The organism is Tahibacter sp., assembly GCF_032229445.1.
Lineage (GTDB): Bacteria > Pseudomonadota > Gammaproteobacteria > Xanthomonadales > Rhodanobacteraceae > Tahibacter.
On the sequence record NZ_JAVTWC010000047.1, the window covers coordinates 1 to 20,639 of the forward strand.

Annotated in this window: 14 protein-coding genes; 5 read left to right on the top strand and 9 right to left on the bottom strand. The window is 67.2% G+C overall.

Going from position 1 to position 20,639, the window contains the following annotated elements; translation table 11 throughout:
* Nucleotides 1-312: 312 nt before the first annotated feature.
* The 9 genes from RUU78_RS09140 to RUU78_RS09180 form a co-directional block, all read right to left on the bottom strand.
* Nucleotides 313-636: a hypothetical protein gene (locus RUU78_RS09140; RefSeq protein WP_313915833.1), complete on the bottom strand. Its 324-nt coding sequence runs from the start codon at nucleotides 634-636 to the stop codon at nucleotides 313-315.
* Nucleotides 637-873: 237 nt separating this feature from the next.
* On the bottom strand, nucleotides 874-1,173 hold the full coding sequence (locus RUU78_RS09145; protein ID WP_313915835.1) for an antibiotic biosynthesis monooxygenase: 300 nt from the start codon (nucleotides 1,171-1,173) through the stop codon (nucleotides 874-876).
* Nucleotides 1,174-1,188: 15 nt separating this feature from the next.
* Entirely contained in the window at nucleotides 1,189-2,088 is a 900-nt protein-coding gene (locus RUU78_RS09150; RefSeq protein WP_313915837.1) for a hypothetical protein, read from the bottom strand.
* Nucleotides 2,089-2,198: 110 nt separating this feature from the next.
* Nucleotides 2,199-2,645, bottom strand: coding sequence for a hypothetical protein (locus tag RUU78_RS09155; RefSeq protein ID WP_313915839.1), 447 nt, complete (start codon nucleotides 2,643-2,645; stop codon nucleotides 2,199-2,201).
* A gap of 435 nt (nucleotides 2,646-3,080) precedes the next feature.
* Entirely contained in the window at nucleotides 3,081-4,994 is a 1,914-nt protein-coding gene (locus RUU78_RS09160) for a hypothetical protein (RefSeq protein WP_313915840.1), read from the bottom strand.
* A 105-nt stretch (nucleotides 4,995-5,099) separates the two neighbouring features.
* On the bottom strand, nucleotides 5,100-7,526 hold the full coding sequence (locus RUU78_RS09165; protein WP_313915842.1) for a transcriptional regulator: 2,427 nt from the start codon (nucleotides 7,524-7,526) through the stop codon (nucleotides 5,100-5,102).
* Between the two features lie 230 nt (nucleotides 7,527-7,756).
* Nucleotides 7,757-10,600: an RNA polymerase-associated protein RapA gene (gene rapA, locus RUU78_RS09170; protein ID WP_313915844.1), complete on the bottom strand. Its 2,844-nt coding sequence runs from the start codon at nucleotides 10,598-10,600 to the stop codon at nucleotides 7,757-7,759.
* 391 nt (nucleotides 10,601-10,991) lie between these two features.
* Nucleotides 10,992-11,186 (bottom strand): YbdD/YjiX family protein, encoded by a 195-nt coding sequence (locus RUU78_RS09175; RefSeq protein WP_313915928.1) that lies wholly within the window; start codon nucleotides 11,184-11,186, stop codon nucleotides 10,992-10,994.
* A gap of 32 nt (nucleotides 11,187-11,218) precedes the next feature.
* Entirely contained in the window at nucleotides 11,219-13,300 is a 2,082-nt protein-coding gene (locus RUU78_RS09180) for a carbon starvation CstA family protein (RefSeq protein WP_313915846.1), read from the bottom strand.
* A 249-nt stretch (nucleotides 13,301-13,549) separates the two neighbouring features.
* On the opposite strand from RUU78_RS09180, the gene RUU78_RS09185 reads away from it, so the two are divergent.
* The 5 genes from RUU78_RS09185 (at nucleotide 13,550) to casB (ending at nucleotide 20,631) form a co-directional block, all read left to right on the top strand.
* Nucleotides 13,550-13,924 (top strand): diacylglycerol kinase, encoded by a 375-nt coding sequence (locus RUU78_RS09185; protein ID WP_313915848.1) that lies wholly within the window; start codon nucleotides 13,550-13,552, stop codon nucleotides 13,922-13,924.
* 360 nt (nucleotides 13,925-14,284) lie between these two features.
* Complete coding sequence (locus RUU78_RS09190) at nucleotides 14,285-15,490, top strand: class I SAM-dependent rRNA methyltransferase (RefSeq protein WP_313915850.1); 1,206 nt, start codon at nucleotides 14,285-14,287, stop codon at nucleotides 15,488-15,490.
* A 169-nt stretch (nucleotides 15,491-15,659) separates the two neighbouring features.
* On the top strand, nucleotides 15,660-18,431 hold the full coding sequence (gene cas3 / locus RUU78_RS09195) for a CRISPR-associated helicase Cas3' (protein WP_313915930.1): 2,772 nt from the start codon (nucleotides 15,660-15,662) through the stop codon (nucleotides 18,429-18,431).
* Nucleotides 18,428-20,098 carry a type I-E CRISPR-associated protein Cse1/CasA gene (gene casA / locus RUU78_RS09200; protein ID WP_313915851.1) on the top strand — a complete coding sequence of 557 codons (1,671 nt, stop codon included), beginning with the start codon at nucleotides 18,428-18,430 and terminating at the stop codon, nucleotides 20,096-20,098. The genes cas3 and casA overlap by 4 nt, the downstream gene beginning before the upstream one ends.
* Nucleotides 20,095-20,631 (top strand): type I-E CRISPR-associated protein Cse2/CasB, encoded by a 537-nt coding sequence (gene casB, locus RUU78_RS09205; protein WP_313915853.1) that lies wholly within the window; start codon nucleotides 20,095-20,097, stop codon nucleotides 20,629-20,631. The genes casA and casB overlap by 4 nt, the downstream gene beginning before the upstream one ends.
* The last annotated feature ends 8 nt before the right edge of the window (nucleotides 20,632-20,639 follow it).

The following is a 20,639-nucleotide window of genomic DNA, read 5'->3' on the forward strand; positions in this document are numbered from 1 at the left end:
GGCGCAGCTGGATGACGCGGATGCGCGCTCGCATTTCGGAATGGTGGAAGCGGTGGCGCTGCTCTCGCGGGATGTGCGCGGGATGCTGGAAGCCCGTTTCAGCAAGGGGCCGTAGGTTCTTCGCTGCCGGGGCGGCGCCACGCCGCTCCGGCGTTTCAGGCGGGTTGCCGTTGTTGTGGTGTTGGGTGGTGGCCTATCGCGGAAACCTGACGCCGTTCTTCAGACTTGCGACTCATGAGGCCTGCCGTTTGAGCTGGGCGGCGGACGGCGGTGCCATGCCGATGACCGTCCGCTCGAGCGAAGGGTTAGGCTTCACCACGGGGCGAATGCCATTACCGAAAAGATGCCTGCAAGAACAAGCAGGCACAAGGCGAGCCACCACAACCACTGCCCGCCACTGGCAGCTTGCGAAGGACCGAAACTGTACAAGCGCCCGCTGCGCAGCGCGGCAAGTTTGAGCACCAGCAGGCATACGAGACTTGCGATCGATAGGCACAGTGCAATGACCAAGCCCGTGAGACGCTCTTGGCCGGCCGCAAAGGCGCAGGCCAAGCCTAGAGCGATGGGAAGGAGTGCGGCTACCGCATTGAAGATGGCGCTTTGACGACCCACGAATTTCCCCTTGTCGCTTTTCAACTGCTCGACAATTCTTCCATCTCACCGCGTGCCACCTGCGTGGTTGCTGTGAGGCCTAACGCTTGAGTTGAGGGGCGCCCGGCCCGCGAATTTCAAAGGAGCCCGGGTGCCGCGCCGGTTTCCCCCGTTGGGGCTGGCCGATGTGAGCTCGACAATACGGATGAAGTTGGAGTGGCCCGCACGACTAGGACATTCAGGCTGCGCAAACGGGCTGCGCACAAACGGATTGCGGTCCGGCTATGTCGGAAACGCGTATTCGCGCTCGATGACGCAGACCTGGACGCGGTATTCGCTGAACAGCCGTTCCTGGCCGATCTGCTGGGCTTGCAGGTGCTCGGGATGGTTGCGCCATGCCGCCAGCGTCTCGGCGGAGGCGAATTCGACAAGGGATACCGATTCTCCGTCGGCGCCCTGGAATTCGCGGTACGACACGAAGCCCGGCATCGATGTCGCGATCTCGTACATGCGTGCGCCGAGCGCTTCGGCTTCAGATTCTGCGCCGGGATTCAATCGGGTATGGAATACGGTCAGCAGCATGGAGTTTCCTCGCCGTCAGCGTGACTTGGTGCGGCGGCCCAGCAGCATCGCGTAGATGTCCTGGTCGCTCATGACTTCGTCGCCGGGAACCAGCCCGCAGGATTTCTGGATCAGCTTCATCGGGCCGCGTGTGGTCTCGAGATAGCGCTGCTTGTGGTCGAGCGCATCGAGCGCGTAGGCAACCGCGTCGGCGTCGACGAGGTTGGCGTGCTCCCAGACGAAATAGACATCGTTGAGGCAGATGCCCTGGGCGGTGGACGCCTTTTCGGCGGCTATGCATTTCCACAGGTAGGCCGAATAGACCTCCGCATCGTCGATGAGCGGTTCCACGATGTGCGCAGCGTCGTCAGCGTTGAGCCAGAGGCAGTAGTCGAGCAGACCGCCGAACAGTTCCAGTGCCATGCCGCCGGTCTGCGCCTCGAAGTGCTCGCGCCGTCCGAGCAGACCCGTGACCTCGGCCTGCACGCCGCCCCAGCGCTCGAATTCGCCGAGGATAGACTCGGCTTTCTCGCGCGGTATCAGCACAGGCAGCGAATTGGCTTCGTCGCCGTCGCCGATCTGGGCGATGAAGTAGGGGCGGTGCTTGTGGACTTCCCACTGGTCGATGTTCCAGGTGAAGTCCCACGAGGGTCCCCATTGGTGGAATCCGTGAAACAGCCATTCCTGCACGCCGTCACGCCAGCGGATGCGCCGGATCTTGGTTTCGGTCGAGCGCTCCCACCAGCCGCTCGACAGCAACGCGCTCGGAAACAGCGTGCCGACGACGGTGAGTTTCGTTGGCCGCGCCAGCGGTGCATCCCCGTGCAGCAGTTTCGCGCGCAGGTCGGAAATCGATTCCTTGCCGCGGATCGTGCTGTCCCACGGTTCGCCGGGGCGGCGCACCCACGCGCGGTGGGGCGTCGCGCGCCCTTCCATGTACGGCCCGAGACTGATGACGAAATCCCGCCCGACGGTGGTTTCCGCGATACGTATGCGGGTTTCCTGCGACGCGTCGTGCGGATGCGCGGTAGCCGTGCCGCGGGCGGCTACCGCTTCTGAGGGTTTGCGCCGATTCCCGACAGGATGATGTCGCCGGTGCGTGCCGTCACTTTCTCGATGCTGACATCGCCGGCTGCGATCAGGTTTTCGATCGTGACATTCGCGTAGGCGTCGAGGTCGGCGATGCGGATGCCCGCCTTGCCGGCGGCTGCGGCGGCGTGCTCGCGGACAAGGTCGATGACCATCCGCGCCTGCTGCACCACTTCGAGATCGCGGCCTGCGCCGGCCTCGGCCAGCGTTTCGCTGACGGCGCCGAGCTGGGTCTTCGAATCAGGCTTGCGTTCGAGCGCATCGATGCCGATGTGTGCCCATTTGCGCTTGATCAGTGCCTTGAGGCCGTCGTAGGCGTCCTTGACGATGCTTTCGGTCGTCGGCTCGATCACGGCTGCGGCGCCGGTTGCCAGTGCAGTGGCTATCAGTCCGATCACGTCCATGACGCCCCCTGGCATTCGATTGACTCGCGAATCCTATAGTCGCCGATGCGGCGTTACAACGGCCGTACTACACATGCACGTTTCGCGCTTGCGCGGTGTCGACGGGGTGCGCGGCGCACCGCTCCGCACTGGCGGCGCACGGCACGTGCGGACTTCGGAGCCTTTCGGCGTCGCACCAAGAGAAACGCCACACCGCAGATTCAGGTCTGCGGCGTGGCGTTCCGGGCGTGCCGCCTACCGGGGGGGGTAGGGATCTTGGCGGCATGCCACAACGGGGACGGAAATCCGCTGCATAGCGTCGCAGCGTTTTCCGCTATGGCTCATTCCTTGCGATTGCCGGGCGATAGGCAAAGTACATAACGCGATAAGCGGGATAGTGCTACGTGCGGGTTTCTTCTGCACGCGCGCGTCGCGTGCGGGCTTCGCGTTGCCGCGTTATTCCAGCGAGTCGGCGAACAGGCGGTCGGCCGCGTAGACGTAAATGCCGGCGGTCGTCGTGAGTGCATACACGCGCGCGTCGCTGCCGAGCTGCAGTCGCGCGACCGCGGTGGGCAGGTCCCAGCGCTGCAGGCGCTGCGGCTGGGACGGGTTCGCGAAGCTGACTTCGTCGAGGCCGGTCTCGCTGCCGATGAAGGCGCGGTCGCCTTGCAGTGCGACGCTGAAGCCAGCGTCGGCATAGATGCCGAGTGGCTGCGGCTGGGCCGGGTTGCTCACATCGAGCAGATGAGCGGTCGTGCCGCAGGCGATCAGCGCGCGGCGGCCGTTGGCGCTCAGGGCCACGTCGCGCACGGAGCCGCAGCCGGTGTAGCGGCCGGCTTCAACCGGTGCGGCGGGATTGCTGACGTCGATCACGATCAGTGCGCCGTCCTTGTCGCCGAACGGCGATTCGTCAGCGATGAAGACGTGGTTGCCGTGCAGCGCGAGGCGCAGGATCTTGCTGGTGGGGAGGCTCCCGAGCGGCTGCGGCTGGGCCGGGTTGGTCACGTCGAGCACGACGAGTTCGCCGCCGTTGGTCGAGCGGCCGACATAGGCCAGGTTGCCGCGCGCCGCGATGGCGGTGGCGAACGGGTATTCCCAGAAACCGATCTGCTGCGGCTGCGCCGGGTTGGACAGATCGGCGATGACCAGGCCGCTGCCCCAGCTGGTCAGGTAGGCGCGGTCGCCGTCGACGGCGAGCTGTTCAAACGCGCGGCCCTGCAGCGAGGCTTCCAGGCTGGTCTCGAAGCGCGCGAGCGGCGCGAGGTCGCTCGCGCGCGCCACGTTGAGGCCGTAGGCATTGCCGAGGATCAAGGCGTGATCACCGCGCACGGTGATGTCGTAGGCCGCAGTGCCGCCGGGCAGCAGCGCTTCGCCGCGCAGGGCGGGTGTGGCGGGCTGGCTCGCGTCGAGGCGCACGAAGCGGTCGGCGCGCGTGGCGAGCAGGGCGTCGGCGTCGAGCACGGCGGTCGCGTCGGTCGCGAAGGTGTCGATGGCGGCGTGGCCGGCCGGGAAGATCTTGTCCGGATCGCCGATCGCCCATACGTCGATGCCGTCCAGTCCCAGGCTCCAGGCATGCGAGCCGAGCACGAGGCCGTCGTAGGCGACGGGCGCGTCGATGCGGCCGCGGGGCGTGATGTTGGCCGGGTCGCTGAGGTCGGTGACGTTGATCGCGAGGCCGAAGCCGTAGGCATACGGCGGCTGGACCTTGAGGCGGAAGTTGTCAAAGCCGTCGAGCGTGGCGCTGCCCGTCAGCTGCGGCGCGAGCGGCGTGCTCAGGTCGAAGATCGACAGCGCCGTGCCGGACACGAAGGTGCGGCCGGTCGTATAGAGGCGGTTGCCGTGGGTGAAGGCATGGTCGAAGTTGCCCCAGCCGGTGAAGACCTGGCTGAACACCGGCACGGCCGGGCTGGTCAGCGGGCTGGCGAAAATGCCCTGTTCGTTGTCGAGCACATAGAGATAGCCGTTCGCGACCGCGATGCTCTGCGCGAACAGGAACCCGGCGTTGCTGTAGGTGTACTGGCCGAGCAACTGCGGCTGGTCGCGATCGGCGATGGAGTAGACGGCGACGCCGGAGATGGTCGAGTCGTAGCCGCGGTAGCTGGCATAGAGATAGTCGCCTTCGCGCACGAGCCCGTTGAGGAATCCGTGTGCCGGCGTGGTGCGGCTGTCGCCGGTGTAGTCCAGCGCGCCGCTGGCGTTACGGTTCCATGCGGTCACGGTGCTGCCGGTCGCGAGGTAGACGTGCGTGCCGGCGGCGACCGGCGCGCTGACGCTGCCGCCGCGCGCGGCGATGAACGTGGACGGTGCCGGCGGTGCGGCGGCGGCGGTCGCCGCGAGCAGGGACAGGAACAGGGCAGCAGGCGTTTTCATGGACACTCCAGGCAGGGGTTCAGCCGGCCCCAGTGTCGAAACGCGCGCGGTATCGCGCACTCGTCGCGCATGCGTTTCGCATGCGGATTGCATGTTTCGCGCGTATTACGGCAGCGGCCGCTCGCCTGCCAGGGCCCGGACGCGCCGCTCGGCGGCCTCGAGCGCGTCGGTGCGGCCCAGCGCGGTATGGATGCGCACGAATACCCCGGCCGCGCGCAGGTCGCGGTCGGACCACGGCGCCACGCGCGCGCTGAGCGCCTTCGCCGCGTCGAGCCGGCCACTCTTCACGAGCAGCGCGACATAGGGCGCAACGACCTCGACGACGTCGTCGGGAATCGCGCCGGCCGCGTCGAGCTGGCGCAGGGCTTGCTCGAACAGCGGCAAGGCGGACTCCGCATCGCTGCCGGCGGCGCGCTGTTCGGCCTCGGCCAGGCTCGCGTAGGCCAGGCGCCACGGGTCCGTATGCGCGTCCACCCATTCGCGCAGCTGGCCGGTCTCGCGCGCGGCGGTCACCAGGTCGCCCTGTTGCCGCAGCGCGCGTAGCCGCAGCAGCCAGGCCTGCACGTAGCGCACCGGGTCGCTGTTCTGCAGCACCGGTGTCAGCGCGAGTCCGGCCTGCGCCGCCGCAGCGGCGGCATCGTCGCGGGCCGCGGCAATGCGCGCGCGCACGACCTGGCTGCGCGCGATCGTGACTGCGTCGAGTTCCGCATCCGCTTGCGCCAGCACGGTGTCGGCCAGCGCCGCGGCCGCCGTGAGCGCTCCGGTCTCGAGCAGCGCCTCGGCGCGCACGTGGGCCAGCTTGTGGCGCAGGCGCAGGTTCTGGCTGTGCGCCTGCGGCGGCCAGTAGCGTTCGGTCGTCGCCAGCGCGCCTGCGTGGTCGAGCAGGAGCTGCTGCACCTCGGCGATGCTCGCGACGGTGAAGACGTATTCCTCCTGCGCGCCGAGGCGCTGGAAGCGCGCGGCCGCCTCGGTCAGCACCGGCAGTGCGGTGGCCGGGCGCAGGCGGCGCACCTCGATCAGCCCGAGGTTCAGATCGACCTGCGCCGTGCCGAGCGCATTGCCGGCCGCCTCGGTTTCGCTGCGGGCGAGGCCGAGGTCGGCCAGCGCCGTGTCGTAGTCCTCGCGCAAGGTCGCGATCAGGCCGCGGCCGAGCAGGGCCAGGCCCAGCGCATCCGGCGCCTTGCGCCCCTGCAGCAGCGCGATCGCCTCGTCATAGTGCGGCGCGGCATCCTGCGGCCGCTCGCGGCGGATATAGCTCGCCGCGAGCGTGACCAGCGCGCGGCCGCGCAGCTCGGCGTCGCGACTGGCCGGGATGGTGTCGAGCAACTGCACGAGGTGCTGCTCGACCGCGAGATAGTCGCCGGCGCGCAGTTCGATCTGCGCCTGGCGCAGCGCGATCTCGGGCCGCGCGCGCAGCGCCGGGTCGGCACGGCGGATCAGTTCCCCGGCCAGCTCCAGCTGGTCGGCCAGCATGGCCGCGCGGCTGCGCTGCAGCAGTTCGGCGAGGTCCTGCGGCGTGTCGTCCTGGTTTTCGGGCGGCAGGTGGCCCAGGCGCAGCAGCAAGGTGTCGGCGGCGTCGCGCGCGGCGGTCATCGCGTCGCCAGCGCGGGTTTCGACGTCGATGCGCCGCGTGCGGTCCTGTGCGCGCAGTTGCACGCGCCATTGGCCGTGGCGCAGTTCGATCTCGGGCAGCACGCGCAGGCTGTCGGGTGCGGCGAGATCGGGCGCGCCGAGCAGCGCGGCGGCATCGGTTTCGGTGCGTTCGCGCAGCAGCGCGACGACGCTTTCGCTCGACGCGGTCGGCACGTCGCCGCGGCGCAGGCGGCTGGCAATCAGGTCCATCAGGCCCAGGCGCAGCCAGGCCCATTCCTCGCCGGCATCCACACGCGCCGGCAATACCAGCGCCAGTGCGCCGCTGGGTGCGCGCGCGGCGGAGGGCCCCGCGGTGGGGCCGTCGGCGACGCGCTGTTCGCGTCGCGCCGACAGCGCGAGTACCAGCAGCAGGGCAGCGACGGCCGCGGTGGCGGCGATGCCGGGCCAGCGTGGCCGTACCGGTGCGGCAACGGGCGGCGCGGGCAGGGGGTTGGCCGCAGGCGGCGCGGGCGGCATCGCGAGCGGAATCGACGCGGCGCTGGGGATCGGTACGGTTTCCGCTTCGGGCCGGGATGCGGCGATTGCCGCCGTCGGGTCCTGCGCGGATTCGTCATTAGCGACGATCTCCTCGACCGCGCCGACCCAGCGATAGCCGAAGCGGGGCACGGTGCGTATCCACTGCTGCGTATCGCCGCTGTCGCCGAGTGCACGGCGCAGGCGCACCAGGGTCTGGCCGAGCAGGCTGTCGGCCACGTCGGCGCGGCCCCAGATCGCGGCCATGAGTTCGTCGCGCCCGACGGCGCGGTCGCGGTGGCGGACCAGATACACGAGTCCGTCGAACGCGCTGCTCGGCAGTTCGATGCGCGTGCCGTCGCGGTGCAGCTCACGTGCGGCGGGATCGAGTTCGAACCCGCCGAAGCGGAAGGACGGAGGCGTCATGCGGACGGCGACGGGGAAAAGGACGGCCAGACGCCGCGGACCAGCGCATCGTCGCACTGTTTGCCGGCCGCGTCGCGCGACGCGGGTCGCAGTGGGGGCCGCAGTGGGGGCCGCAGCGCGACGCGCTCCGCACGACGGCGTGTCAGCACGCGCAGCGCACCGCCATTCGCGACCGCGCATCGTGCCGTCATCGGCAACAGCATCGCGCTAGCGCAGCGCCGATCCGCGCCTCAGCGCAGGCTCAGGAAATCCTGGCTGCAGACGAAGCGCACCGCATCCAGCCGCGGCCGTGCGCGCGGCAGCGCGTCGGCAATGGCCGAGCGTTCGGCATCGAGTTCGTCGATTTCATCGGCGCGCACGGCCGGGTTGACCTCGCGCAGCGCGCGCAGGCGCGCGATGTCGGCACCAAGGGCAGACTGCGACGTGGCCAGTGCCTTGTCGATCTCGCGCGCGGCGATGTCGCGCGCGACCGTCTCGCAGCGCTCCAGCATCGGCGGCACGAGCTGGGCCAGGAACTTGCGGTAGCGGTTGAAATCGATCGCGCGGTCGACGGATTTCTTCAGCGAGACCGGATTGGGCTTGTACTCGCGCGCCTGCAGCCGCGTGTCGACGACGACGCGCAGCGGCATCGGCGGCAGGAAGCGGTCGATGCCGAGGCTGCGCCGGGCGATGCATTCGAGCACGTAGACGGCCTCGATCAGCACGGTGCGCGGCGGTAGTGCGTCGTCGACGAGGAACGCGGCGTTGCCCTGTTCCCCTTCGAGCAGCAGGTCCAGCGCGCCGATCACGAGCGGATGGTCGTTGCGCAGCAGCGGCAAGTCTTCGCGCGCGAGCGCGGTGGCGCGATCGAAGGTGACCTGCTGCGGGCCGTCCTTGAGGCCTGACAGGCCCTCGGTGCTGACGTATTCGGGATCGAGCACCCAGGTGCGCGGCGCGATTTCCTCGTGTTCGATGCCGAACTGTTCGAACAGGCGCAGGATGAAGTCCTCGGTTTCGAGGTCCGCGTCGACGGCCGTCAGCGCATCGCGCAGGGTTTCCTCGCGCGCCTCGCGCGCGCTGGCGAGTTCGAGCAGGCGGTCGCGGCCCGCATGCACGAGGCGCGACAGCTCTTCGTGCGTGGCGCGCGTCTCGGCGATCAGCGAATCCAGTTCCTGGTCGGGGTCGGTGCCTTCCATCGCGTGCGTCGCCGCGCGTTCGGCCAGGTCGGCGCCGAAGCGCTTGTACAGTTCGCGGCCGTCGGCGGGACTCAGGCGCAGCGCGTCCAGACCTTCCTGGTACCAGCGCAGCAGCACATGCTGCGCGCTGCCGCTGTAGGCGACGGCGTGCAGTTCGATATCGTGCTGCTGGCCGATGCGGTCGAGACGGCCGATACGCTGTTCCAGCAGGTCCGGATCCAGCGGCACGTCCCACAGGATCAGATGGTGCGCAAACTGGAAATTGCGGCCTTCCGAGCCGATCTCCGAGCAGATCAGCAGGCGCGCGCCTTCGGGATCGGCGAAGTAGGCCGCGTTGCGGTCGCGGTGGATGATCGACAGGCCTTCGTGGAATCGCGCGAGGTTGATGCCGCTGCGCGTGCGCACGGCTTCTTCCAGCGCCAGCACCTTGGCCTGGCTGCGGCAGATCAGCAGGAACTTGTCGCGCGGGAATTTCTCCAGCACGCCGATGAGCCAGGCCAGGCGCGGGTCGGCGATGTAGTCGTATTCGTGCTGCGACGGCGGCTGCTGGATGTCGGACAGGAATTCGGTCAGCAGGCGCTGGCGCTCGTCGTCGGAAAGGTCGACGCCGTCGAGGATCTCGATGTTCGCCACGCGCCGCGGAAATCCGCCGACGACGGCGCGGCGGTTGCGGAACATCACGCGGCCGGTGCCGTGGCGATCGATCAAGGCGTCGAGCAGTGCGCTCGCGGCGGAGGCGTCATCGCCGAGCGTGTCGAGCAGTGCGAGGCTGGAGGCGTCTTCACCGAGGCGCTGCGCCAGTTCGGCACGCTCGTCTGCGTCGAGTGGTTCGCCGTCGCCGAGCTTGGCCGCGATCTGCGACAGCTTGAGATAGCCGTCGGCTTCGGCGGTATAGCGCGCGAGATCGTGATAGCGCGCCGGATCGAGCAGGCGCAGGCGCGCGAAATGGCCGGTGCGGCCGAGCTGCTCCGGTGTGGCGGTCAGCAGGATCACGCCGGGCGTGGTCGAGGCCAGGGTTTCGATCAGCGCGTATTCCGGGCTGGCCGCCTGCGGCGTCCAGGCGAGGTGATGCGCCTCGTCGACGACGAGCAGGTCCCAGCCCGCGGCGATGGCCTGCTCGGCGCGGCGCGCGTGGCCGGAAAGGAAAGCCAGGTCGGTGATGACCAGCTGCTCGTCCTCGAACGGATTGCGTGCGTCGCCGGCGACTTCGATCGCGGCGCAGCGTTCTTCGTCAAAAATGGAAAATTGTAGATTGAAGCGTCGCAGCAGCTCGACGAACCACTGGTAGACCAGCGGTTCGGGCAGTACCACGAGTACGCGTTCGACGCGGCCGGCGGCGAGCAGGCGCGCGAGGATCATGCCGGCTTCGATGGTCTTGCCGAGGCCTACCTCGTCGGCGAGCAGCACGCGTACCGGACGGCGGCTCGCGCCGATCTGCGCGACGCGCAGCTGGTGCGGCACCAGCGCGATGCGCGCGGCGCCGAGGCCGAAATCGATGCCGCGGCGTGCGCCGGCGCGGCGGTTCAGGGCTTCGAGGCGGAAATCGAAGCGGTCGGGCCGGTCCAGGCGCCCCGACAGCAGGCGCTCGTCGGCCTGCGACAGGCTTTGCACGTCGTCGAGCTCGCCCTCGACCAGGTCGTGGCCGCCGCCGTGGTAGTGCAGCAGGCCCTGGTGGGTCTCGACGCGTTCGACGGTGAAGCTGTCGCCCTTGCCGCTGACCTTCTGCCCGACGCGGAACTCCGCGCGCACCAGCGGTGCCGCGTGGGCCGCGTAGTGCCGCAGCACGCCGGCTTTCGCGAACAGGACCTGGATGCTGCGCCCCTCGATGCGCAAGATGGTGCCCAGCCCGAGTTCGGGTTCGGCATTGGAAATCCAGCGTTGACCGGGGGTGAAATGCATCAGCAGGTGATTCCAGGCGAGTGGGCCGCCGATTATCCCGTGTGTCCGTGGCTTCTGGGAACTGGCCGTGGGCGGCAGTAACGGAAACCCTTGGCTAAAGCAGGCTCCAGAAGCAGGGCGTTCGTTATGTCTCCAGTCGTATCTAGGCTTAAGCGTCTAATGAGCGCAAAGGTCGTGACAAGCCCTCCCCTTCAAGGGGAGGGTTGGGTGGGGATGGTGTTCGCGTGACGCAAGAGCGTGGCGCAAGATGCTGTATTCGCCGTAGCGAGCGTATTTCTTGTTCTCGCTCGACTGAGCAACGTCAACCCCATCCCCACCCAACCCTCCCCTTGAAGGGGAGGGCTTAGTGCTCTCGGCGTGGCTTTACGCCCTGGCATGCCGTTGTGCGGTCTTAACAACAGCGCGAGCGCCCGCGGCCGTAGCGCGCTTCGAGGCGGTCGGCGAAGAACGCCTCGTAGCTCAGCGGCGGTGTGTCGGGGTGTTGCGCCGCGTGATGGCGTAGGTAGGTGCCGTAGTCGGGCACGCCGACCGCGAGCCGCGCGGTTTCGTTGAGCGAGCGCCAGAATCCACGCAGCGCGGTCCCCAGGGCGGACAGCGCTGCGCGTGCGGCGGGTCGGTTCACGCGCCCACCGTCGATGCCGCCACGTACGGCGTTTCCTGCGCGGTCGAACTGCTGTTGCGGCGGGCCGCGAGAGCCGCGCGGATGCCGAACACCAGGGTCACGATCACGACGGTCATGAACAGGCCGCACAGCGCCGCGTCCAGATAGTTGTTGAACGCGACGCGCTGCATGTCGGCCACGGTCTTGGCCGGTGCGAGGATCTCGCCGCGTCCGGCCGCGTCGGCGAAGCGCCGGGCATTGGCGATGAAGCCGATCTTCGGATTGTCGTGGAACAGCTTCTGCCAGCTCGCGGTGATGGTGCAGATGACCAGCCACGTCGCCGGCAGTGCGACGATCCAGACATGCCGATCGCGCTTCATCTTGATCAGCACGACGCAGGCGAAGATCAGCGCGAGCGCGGCGAGCATCTGGTTGGCGATGCCGAACAGCGGCCACAAGGTGTTGATGCCCCCGAGCGGGTCGACCACGCCCTGGTACAGGAACCAGCCCCAGCCCGCGACGCACAGTGCGGTCGCGATCAGGTTGCCGGTCCACGATTCGGTATGCCGCAGCGGCGCATGCACGGAACCGAGCAGGTCCTGGATCATGAAGCGGCCGACGCGCGTGCCGGCGTCCACTGTGGTCAGGATGAACAGCGCTTCGAACAGGATGGCGTAGTGATACCAGAACGCCATCATTCCATCGCCCGAGATCACGTTGTGGAGGATCTGGGCCATGCCGACGGCCAGCGTCGGCGCGCCGCCGGTGCGCGAGAGGATGGTGGTTTCGCCGATCTCGCGCGCGGTCTGGCTCAGCATCTCCGGCGTGATGACGAAGCCCCACTGGCTGATCGCCTGGGCGGCAGATTCCACCGTGCCGCCGAGTACGGCCGCCGGCGCGTTCATCGCGAAATAGATGCCGGGCTGCAGCGCGGTCGCGGCGACCAGCGCCATGATCGCGACGAAGGCTTCCATCAGCATGCCGCCGTAGCCGATAAGACGGATGTCGGTTTCGTTCGCGATCATCTTCGGCGTGGTGCCCGAGGAGATCAGTGCGTGGAAGCCCGACACCGCGCCGCAGGCGATGGTGATGAACAGGAACGGGAACAGGCCGCCGGACCAGACCGGACCGCTGCCGTCGATGAAGCGCGTGAGTGCCGGCATCTGCAGGTCCGGCCGCACCAGGAAGATCGCGAGCGCGAGGATGACGATGGTGCCGATCTTGAGGAAGGTCGACAGGTAGTCGCGCGGCGCGAGCAGGAACCACACCGGCAGCACCGAGGCGACGAAGCCGTAGGCGATCATGAGCCAGGCGAGCTGGCGGCCGTTGAAGGTGAAGGCGTTGGCCCAGGCCGGATCGGCCGCGACATGGCCACCGGCCCAGATCGATGCGAGCAGCAGCACCAGGCCGATCATCGACGCCTCGAGGATTTTGCCGGGCCGCAGCCAGCGCATGTAGCAGCCCATGAAGATCGCGATCGGGATCGTCGCGGCGACCGTGAACGTGCCCCACGGACTCTCCGCCAGCGCCTTGACCACGACCAGCGCGAGTACGGCGAGCAGGATGATCATGATGGCGAGGATGCCGATCATGGCCGTGGTGCCGGCGGTGTTGCCGAGTTCGCCGCGGATCATGTCGCCGAGCGAACGGCCGTCGCGGCGCGTCGAGCAGAACAGGATGATCATGTCCTGCACCGCACCGGCGAAGATCACGCCGGCGAGTATCCACAAGGTGCCCGGCAAGTAGCCCATCTGTGCGGCGAGCACGGGGCCGACCAGGGGTCCGGCGCCGGCGATGGCGGCGAAATGGTGGCCGAACAGCACCCAGCGATTGGTCGGCACGAAATCCAGGCCGTCGTTGCGGCGCCAGGCCGGTGTCGCACGGGTCGGATCGAGCTGCAGCGCCGTATCGGCGATGTAGCGGCTGTAGAAGCGGTAGGCGATCGTCAGGATCGCGACGGCCGCCGCGACCAGCCAGATCGCGTTGACCGGCTCGCCGCGCTTGAGCGCGACGACGCCGAGGCAGGCCGCTCCCACTAGCGCAAGCGCTACCCAGCCGAGTTTGCTGAGCAGCGTGTTGCTCCCCATTGCTGTCGTCATCGATGCCGTCCCCACGTCCGCGATGCGCAAGCGTCGGCGGGTTCGCGACGAGGGTCAAGCCCACTTTAGTCCCGCCGGTTCGGCGTCGGCACGCGGATTGTTCGGGGTCTGTTGGTGCTGCGCTGCGTCATGGTCGCTGTGGTCGACGGGTGCTTTCCACAGACGCACCGCGTGACAGGGCGCCGCAGGGGCCGGCGTGGCGGCTCTGGCATACTACGCGGCCCTCGCTTCCAGCCAGCCGACACCGTCATGTCCAGCACCGAGCCGCGTGGTCCCCGACAGATACTCAAGGCGCTGCGCTGGTCGTGGCAGGGGCTCAAGGCGGGATTCGCGTTCGAAGCGTCGTTCCGGCTCGAGGTGTATCTGTTTGTGATCTTCGCGCCGCTCGGCCTGTGGCTCGGCATCGGGCCGATCGAGAAGGCCATTCTCGTCGGCAGCCTGATCCTCGTGCTGTCGGCCGAACTGCTCAATTCGGCGATCGAGGCCGTGGTCGACAAGGCCAGTCCCGAATTCCACGAACTGGCCGGCCGCGCCAAGGACATGGGCTCGGCCGCGGTGTTCATGCTGATGACCAACGTGATGCTGTGCTGGGGGCTGATACTCGGGACGCGGTGGATGTTGTAGCGCGCGTTGACGCGATGTGGCGTTCGCCACGCGCTGACGGAGAAATCGGGTCTGCTCGTGTCGGATTTTGTGCGGGGTAACACCATCCCCACCCAACCCGCCGGCCCGTTGGGCGTTCAAGTCGACCAGAACCTGCGGTCCTAAGCGGTCGCCTTTCACCCCCTTGAAGGGGAGGGCTAAAACTAGCCCGAACGCGCTTTGAAGCCCTCCCCTTCAAGGGGAGGGTTTGGGTGGGGATGGTGTTGCTCGACAACGAGATCAGAAATTCAGTGCATTGAAAATGCGGAGGAGCGAATCTTCTTGCATTCTGCTGTGCATTGCTTGTAATTATTTTCTTTTTATACTTTTTAAAGGTTCCCCATGTCCGACGCCGTCGAATACCCCGCGCTGTTCCTCAAGAAAGGCGAGGACGCGCGCCTGCGCGCCGGACATCTGTGGGTGTTCTCCAACGAGGTCGACGTCAAGCGCTCGCCGCTGACCGGCTTCACGCCGGGTGAGCTGTGCATCGTCGTCGACCATGCCGCCAAGCCGATCGGTGTCGGCTACGTCAATCCGAATTCGCTGATCTGCGCGCGCCTCGTCGCGCGCGGGCTGGAACACGCGCTCGACCGTTCCCTGATCGTGCACCGGCTCAATATCGCGCTGAGCCTGCGCGAGCGCCTGTTCGACGAACCGTACTACCGCCTCGTCTACGGCGAGTCGGACGGCTTGCCAGGGCTGACCCTCGACCGCTTCGGCGACGTCTTCGTCGGCCAGACCACGACGGCCGGCATGGAACGCTTAAAGGACGAGATCACCGAAGCCGTGGTCAAGGTGTTCAAGCCGCGTGCGCTGGTGTGGAAGAACGACGCCGGCAGCCGCAGCATGGAACAGCTGCCCGAATATTCCGACATCGGCTACGGCGCGCTCGATGCGCCTGTGGTGGTGCGCGAAGGCGGCGTCGAATTCGAATGCGACGTGATCGGCGGACAGAAGACCGGCTGGTTCTACGACCAGCACGCCAACCGCGACCGCATGGCACGCTATGTGTCGGGCAAGCGCGTGCTGGACGTCTGCAGCTATCTCGGCGGCTGGGGCCTGCGCGCCGCGGCCATGGGCGCGAGCGAAGTGGTCTGCGTCGACGCGTCCGGGCATGCGGTCGATGCGATCCGCCGCAACATCGAACGCAACGGCATGGGCGACCGCGTCACCGCGGTCAAGGCCGACGCGTTCGACGAACTCAAGCGCCTGCGCGAACAGCGCGAACGCTTCGACGTCGTCGTGCTCGATCCGCCGGCCTTCGTCAAACGCAAGAAGGATTTCGCCGAAGGCCGCATCGCCTATCGCCGCCTCAACGAGATGGGCATGCAGGTGCTGTCGCGCGACGGCATCCTCATGACGTTCTCGTGCTCCTACCACATGCCACGCGCCGCGCTGCTCGACAGCGTGCAGCAGGCCGCGCGCCATCTCGACCGCCAGGTGCAGGTGCTCGAACAGCTGCAGCAGGGTGCGGATCACCCGGTGCATCCGGCCATTGCGGAGACTGATTACCTCAAGGGGTACATCTGCCGCGTGTTGCCGGCGTGAGCGCTGGCCAGTAGACGAACTCCGTCCGGTTCGCGCCTGCGGCCGGATGCTCGTCGCGCCCGGCCGTCACGGTGCTGGGAGGATGGTCGCGCAAGTGGCACATTGACGGTTCGCGGGGCCGTTTGCACGACCCTGCTCCTATCCTTGCCGGAGGCGTGGCTTGGAAAGCGTGCTGCGCTCGATCCTGGATTACTGGGGCAAGGCCGGGAACGATCCGGCGGGCGGGCCGTCCTCGCATCCGCTGATCCTTCACTGCCTCGACGTCGCCGCCGTTGCCGATGCGCTGATGACGGCTCGCCCGGAAACGCTGCGCCGTATCGCCGCCGCATTTCGTCTGCCGGTGTTGGCGGCCAGGCGACTGCTGCTATGGCTGATCGCGTTGCACGACCTGGGCAAGTTCGCCGGCAACTTCCAGGTCCGCGTGCCGGAGCTGGCCGCGCGACTCGGCCTGCACGCTAACCACTACGGCGGATCGGCGCGTCACGATGCGGTAGGCCTGGCCATGGCGGAACAGCTCGCTGCAGAGTTGCATGCGCAAACCGTGGCGCGCGTGTCCGACGTGCTCGAGGTCCGCGAGTTGATTCTGCTGCTTTCGGCCACGACCGGGCATCACGGCGCGCCGCGCTCGTCCGGTGCCGTCAGGTGCAGCGAGTGCTGGAAGCCGCAACAGATGACGCACGCTCGGCAGTTCGCCGAGCTGATGTGGACGTTCTTCGGTGTCGACACGATTGAGCCGGCTGTGGCGGCGCCGCTGGATGAAACGGAGTTCAACGCGGCCAGTTGGGATATTGCCGGCCTGACCATCGTGGCCGACTGGCTCGGATCGAACACGGACTGGTTCCCCTACGCGGCCTGGCTGAGCGCAGCGGACCCCCGGGCGACGCCCGCGAACCTGGACGACCTGCGCGAGTACTGGAACGACGCACTGAAAAGGGCCGCCGAAGCGGTTGTCGGGTCGGGGCTTTGTCGCGCAGATCCATCGCCGTTCGACGCGATTCACGTCGTTCCCGCGCAATACCGGTTGCGTCCTGCCCAACAGGCTGCCTGCGAGTTGCCGCTATCGGCGGAGGGCAGCCTGACCGTGCTGGAAGACCAGACCGGTTCGGGCAAGACCGAAGCAGCACTCCTGCTGTTCCACCGTCTGTTCGCCTCGGACCTGGTCGACGGCATTTTTCTGGCGTTACCGACCCAGGCGACCGCCAATGCGCTGTACGCGCGTGCCTTGCCCATCCTGACGAACCTGGTGCTCGACCCTGCCCAGGCCAGTGCTGTGCTCTCGCATTCGGCGCGCGACCACAACAGTGTGTTCCGCCGCGGGTTGATCGCGCCTTCCCGAACGGAGCGACTGGTGAGTGGCGAACAGGAACCCGCGAGCATCGGCTATACCGCCTGGCTGGCGGAAAGCACGAAACGTGCGCTGCTGGCCCAGTTTGGCGTCGGCACGATCGACCAGTCCCTGCTGACCGTACTGCGCAGCAAGCACCAGGCGCTGCGGCTGTTCGGTCTCGATCGCAAGTTGCTGCTGGTCGACGAAGTGCATGCGTATGACAGCTATCAGGCGCAAGTGCTGAAGACGCTGCTGGCGCGCATTGCTGCCCGTGGCGGCCATGTCGTGCTGCTGTCCGCGACGTTGCCCATCGCGCAGCGTCAGCAGTTCATCGATGCGTTCGCCCGCGGCTTGCGGGGACGCACGTCGATATCGGGGCGCCGATTCGAGCCGATGGTGGCGGACACTCATTATCCGTTGCTGACCCGACTCGACGGTGCGGGAATAACTGAAACTCCCTTCGCTGCGCTGCAGCGCCCGCACGCCTACGCGATCCGCTATGCGACGCGTATCGAGGACGTCGTCGAAGCGCTGGTTGCCGCTGCGGGAGCAGGAAAGGCCGCGGTCTGGGTGCGCAATACCGTCGCCGAAGCACACGAGGCATTCGTCCTGCTGCAACGCCTGCTTCCGCCCGCGCTGCAGCAGAAGCTGCAACTGTTCCATTCGCGTTTTGCGCTCGGCGATCGTCTGCGCATCGAGCAGGACGTGCTGGCGCGTTTCGGCAAGGGCTCCACGGCCGAACAGCGAGCTGGCTGCATCCTCGTCGCGACGCAGGTGATTGAGCAGTCGCTGGACCTCGATCTCGACGTGATGGTCACGGATCTCGCCCCGGTCGACCTGCTGATCCAGCGAGCGGGCCGCCTGTTCCGGCATATGCGCGACGAATCCGGCAATCCGCTGCCGGTCGGCCCCGACCGGCGCGGCGAGCCACTGCTGTGGATCTTTGGCCCCGAGCGCGAAGGCGAGGTATCGGCGGACTGGGTGTCGGCCTGGTCACGCGGCACCGCTCTTGTCTACGACAACCACGCCTACCTCTGGCGTACGGCCCGGGAGCTGGGCGATCGCCTGGATCTGGGCGCGGCGCCGCGCGCGGCGATGGAGGCGGTCTACGACGTGGGCGAGGACGACTACCCGCAGGCGCTGCAACGATCGGCGTATCAGGCGGAAGGACGCCGGCGAGGCGATGGACAGGTCGCTAACTTCAATACGATCGCGGACAACGAGGCGTACGAGAACAACGGGTTGGACTGGCCGGACGATATGACCGCGCCGACGCGGTTGACGCAGCCGACCATGGAACTGGTGCTCGCGCGAGTGGAACGAGGAAGCATTGTGCCGTGGGCAGACGGCGCGGACGACTGGGCAATGAGCGTTGTCAGAATTCGCAAAGACAATCTGCGTGGCCGGCCGTCATTGGGCGATCTGGAAGCCGAGGCGTGCCGCATTGAAGAATGCAATCCAACCGTACGTTGGAGAACATTATTTGTTTTGCAAAAAAATCCTTATTTATATATAGGTGGCCTGGAAGCGGTCGACGGAACATCTGTCTGTTTTTCGTACGACTCCACGCTGGGCCTGAGGCGGACGTCGCAAGAAGCCGGGGAGAGCGCATGAACTTGTTGTTCGACACCTGGATCCCCGTCATCACGCGCAGCGGCGCCCGGCGCAAGGTTGCGCCTGTCGATCTGACGGATGGCGATGACCCGCCGGTCGAGCTCGCTGCCGTGCGGCACGATTTCGATGGCGCGCTCGCGCAATTCCTTATCGGTGTCTTTCAGTCGTTCCTGCCGCCACGCGGCGACAGGGAATGGGAGCGGCGGCTGCGTGAGCCGCCGCATCGCGATGAACTCCTACAGGTGCTTGGCGCGCGGCGCGGCGCGTTCGAACTGTTCGATGCAGAACATCCATTCCTGCAGGACACGTCCGTGTCGGGTGGGCTGGCCGAAGCGGACGCTGTTTCCGCGTTGCTGATCGATGCGCCCGGCGGGAATACGCTGAAAGAGAACAAGGATATTTTCGTCAAGCGCGGCAAGCTCGCTGCATTTGCACCGGATATTGCCGCACAGGCGCTGCTCAGCCTGCAGATCAACGCGCCCAGTGGCGGCGTTGGCTACCGTACCGGCCTTCGCGGCGGTGGCCCGCTCAGTACGCTGGTATGGCCACGCTGGCACGGTGGCCCGACGGCGCAGGCCACGACCTTGTGGGAAAAAGTCTGGCTCAATGTGCTCAAGGTCGACTGGGAGGACGACGATGTCGACTGGGCTGTCGCGCTGCCGTGGCTGCGTCCTGCGCGCACCAGCCGCAAGGGCGATCGTGACGAAAGCATCATGCACGGGTCGCTGCGGCAAGGCCGTGGCGTCGATCCGCTGTGCTATTGGGCCAGTCCGCGCCGGATTCGCCTGCTGCGCGGCGATGTCACCGCGCGCTGCGATCTCAGCGATGAAGTGGTCGACCAGCCGGTCATCGGCGTGCTGGCCCAGAACTATGGCCCCAACTATCCGAGCGACCGTTTTGAGCATCCGCTGAGCCCGTATTTTCGCGGTAAGGACGACCCTTCCCAGTGGTTGCCGCTCCATCCGCGAGGTAGCGGCCTCGGATTCCGCGACTGGCCGACCTTGTGCGCCGATACCGGTGATGGTTCGGCGCTGCGCCGGGCGGCGGCGAACGTGCGCGAGCTATCGCGCACATCGCGCCGACATAGCCTGAAGTCGCTCGCGGCCGGATCGAAGGCACTGTGGGCATTTGGCTATGAACTGGACAATGCCAAAGTCCTGACCTGGCAGGAAAGCGAGTTGCCGCTATTTCCCGAATACGAGGATCCTGTGCTGCTCGCGCAGTTCGCCGGCTGTCTCGTGGCGGCGGCGGAGTCCGCGCGCAGCCTTCTGCGCGGCGCACTCAAGGAGGTCTTCGGCAGCGCGGATACCTCACTGTCCGATGCGGCCGAACGCCTCCTGTTCGATCAGTCGGAGCCAGCCTTCTACGCGGCGCTGAATGCGTTTGTCGGCTTGCCGCCACAGTCCGACGGCGAACCGGCCGACCGCGATCTGCGCGAGCGCTGGGCTTCGACCCTGCGACATGTGCTGTTGCACGTGTTCGACAGCTACGCCGATTCCGCGGACGTGATTGCTGACACGCGGCTGCGGCACGTGAAGCTCGTCGCTCAGGCGCGCGGCCGGCTGCTTGGCCTATGGCAATCGCAGTACCGCAAGATCCTCAGCCTTCCTGTTCCCGACGACGGCGCTGCGGCCGTCGTATCCCGTCAATCCCGGAGTGGCGCATGAGCAAATTCGATCTCCGCAAGCGCATCGCGACGGTCGTTCCGCCGTGGCTCAGGCAGTTGGAGGAGCGCAAGGGAGACCGTGCCGCCTTGCGACGCGCACAGCAGGGTGCCGACGTCTACGCGATCGAGCTCGCACATCGTCTTGCCGATCAGCTGGATCTCGGGCGGGAAGAGTCGGACGCCCCATTCTTCCTCGCCGCGCTGCTGGCGCATGTGCGCGAACCGCAGGCCCGCCCGTTGATTGTTAATCTGGCGGAAACCGCGAGCAACGGAAAACCCGAGGACGGGAAACTCAAGCCGCAGCGTTTCGCGCGGCTGCTGCAGGCGAATGACTTGCCTGACCGGCTGCGTCTGTTCCGTCGTGCACTGCAACTGGTCGACGGCCGTGCGGACGTGATCAATCTTTCCTACATCTTTCTTACCTGGGCGGAAAACGCGACGAAGCGCGAGTTCGCGCGCGTCTATTACGCGCCCCGAAGCCTTCACGATGCCGGCGACGATGCCGTCGCCGCCACTTCTTCCACTGATGCGTGAGAGAGCAG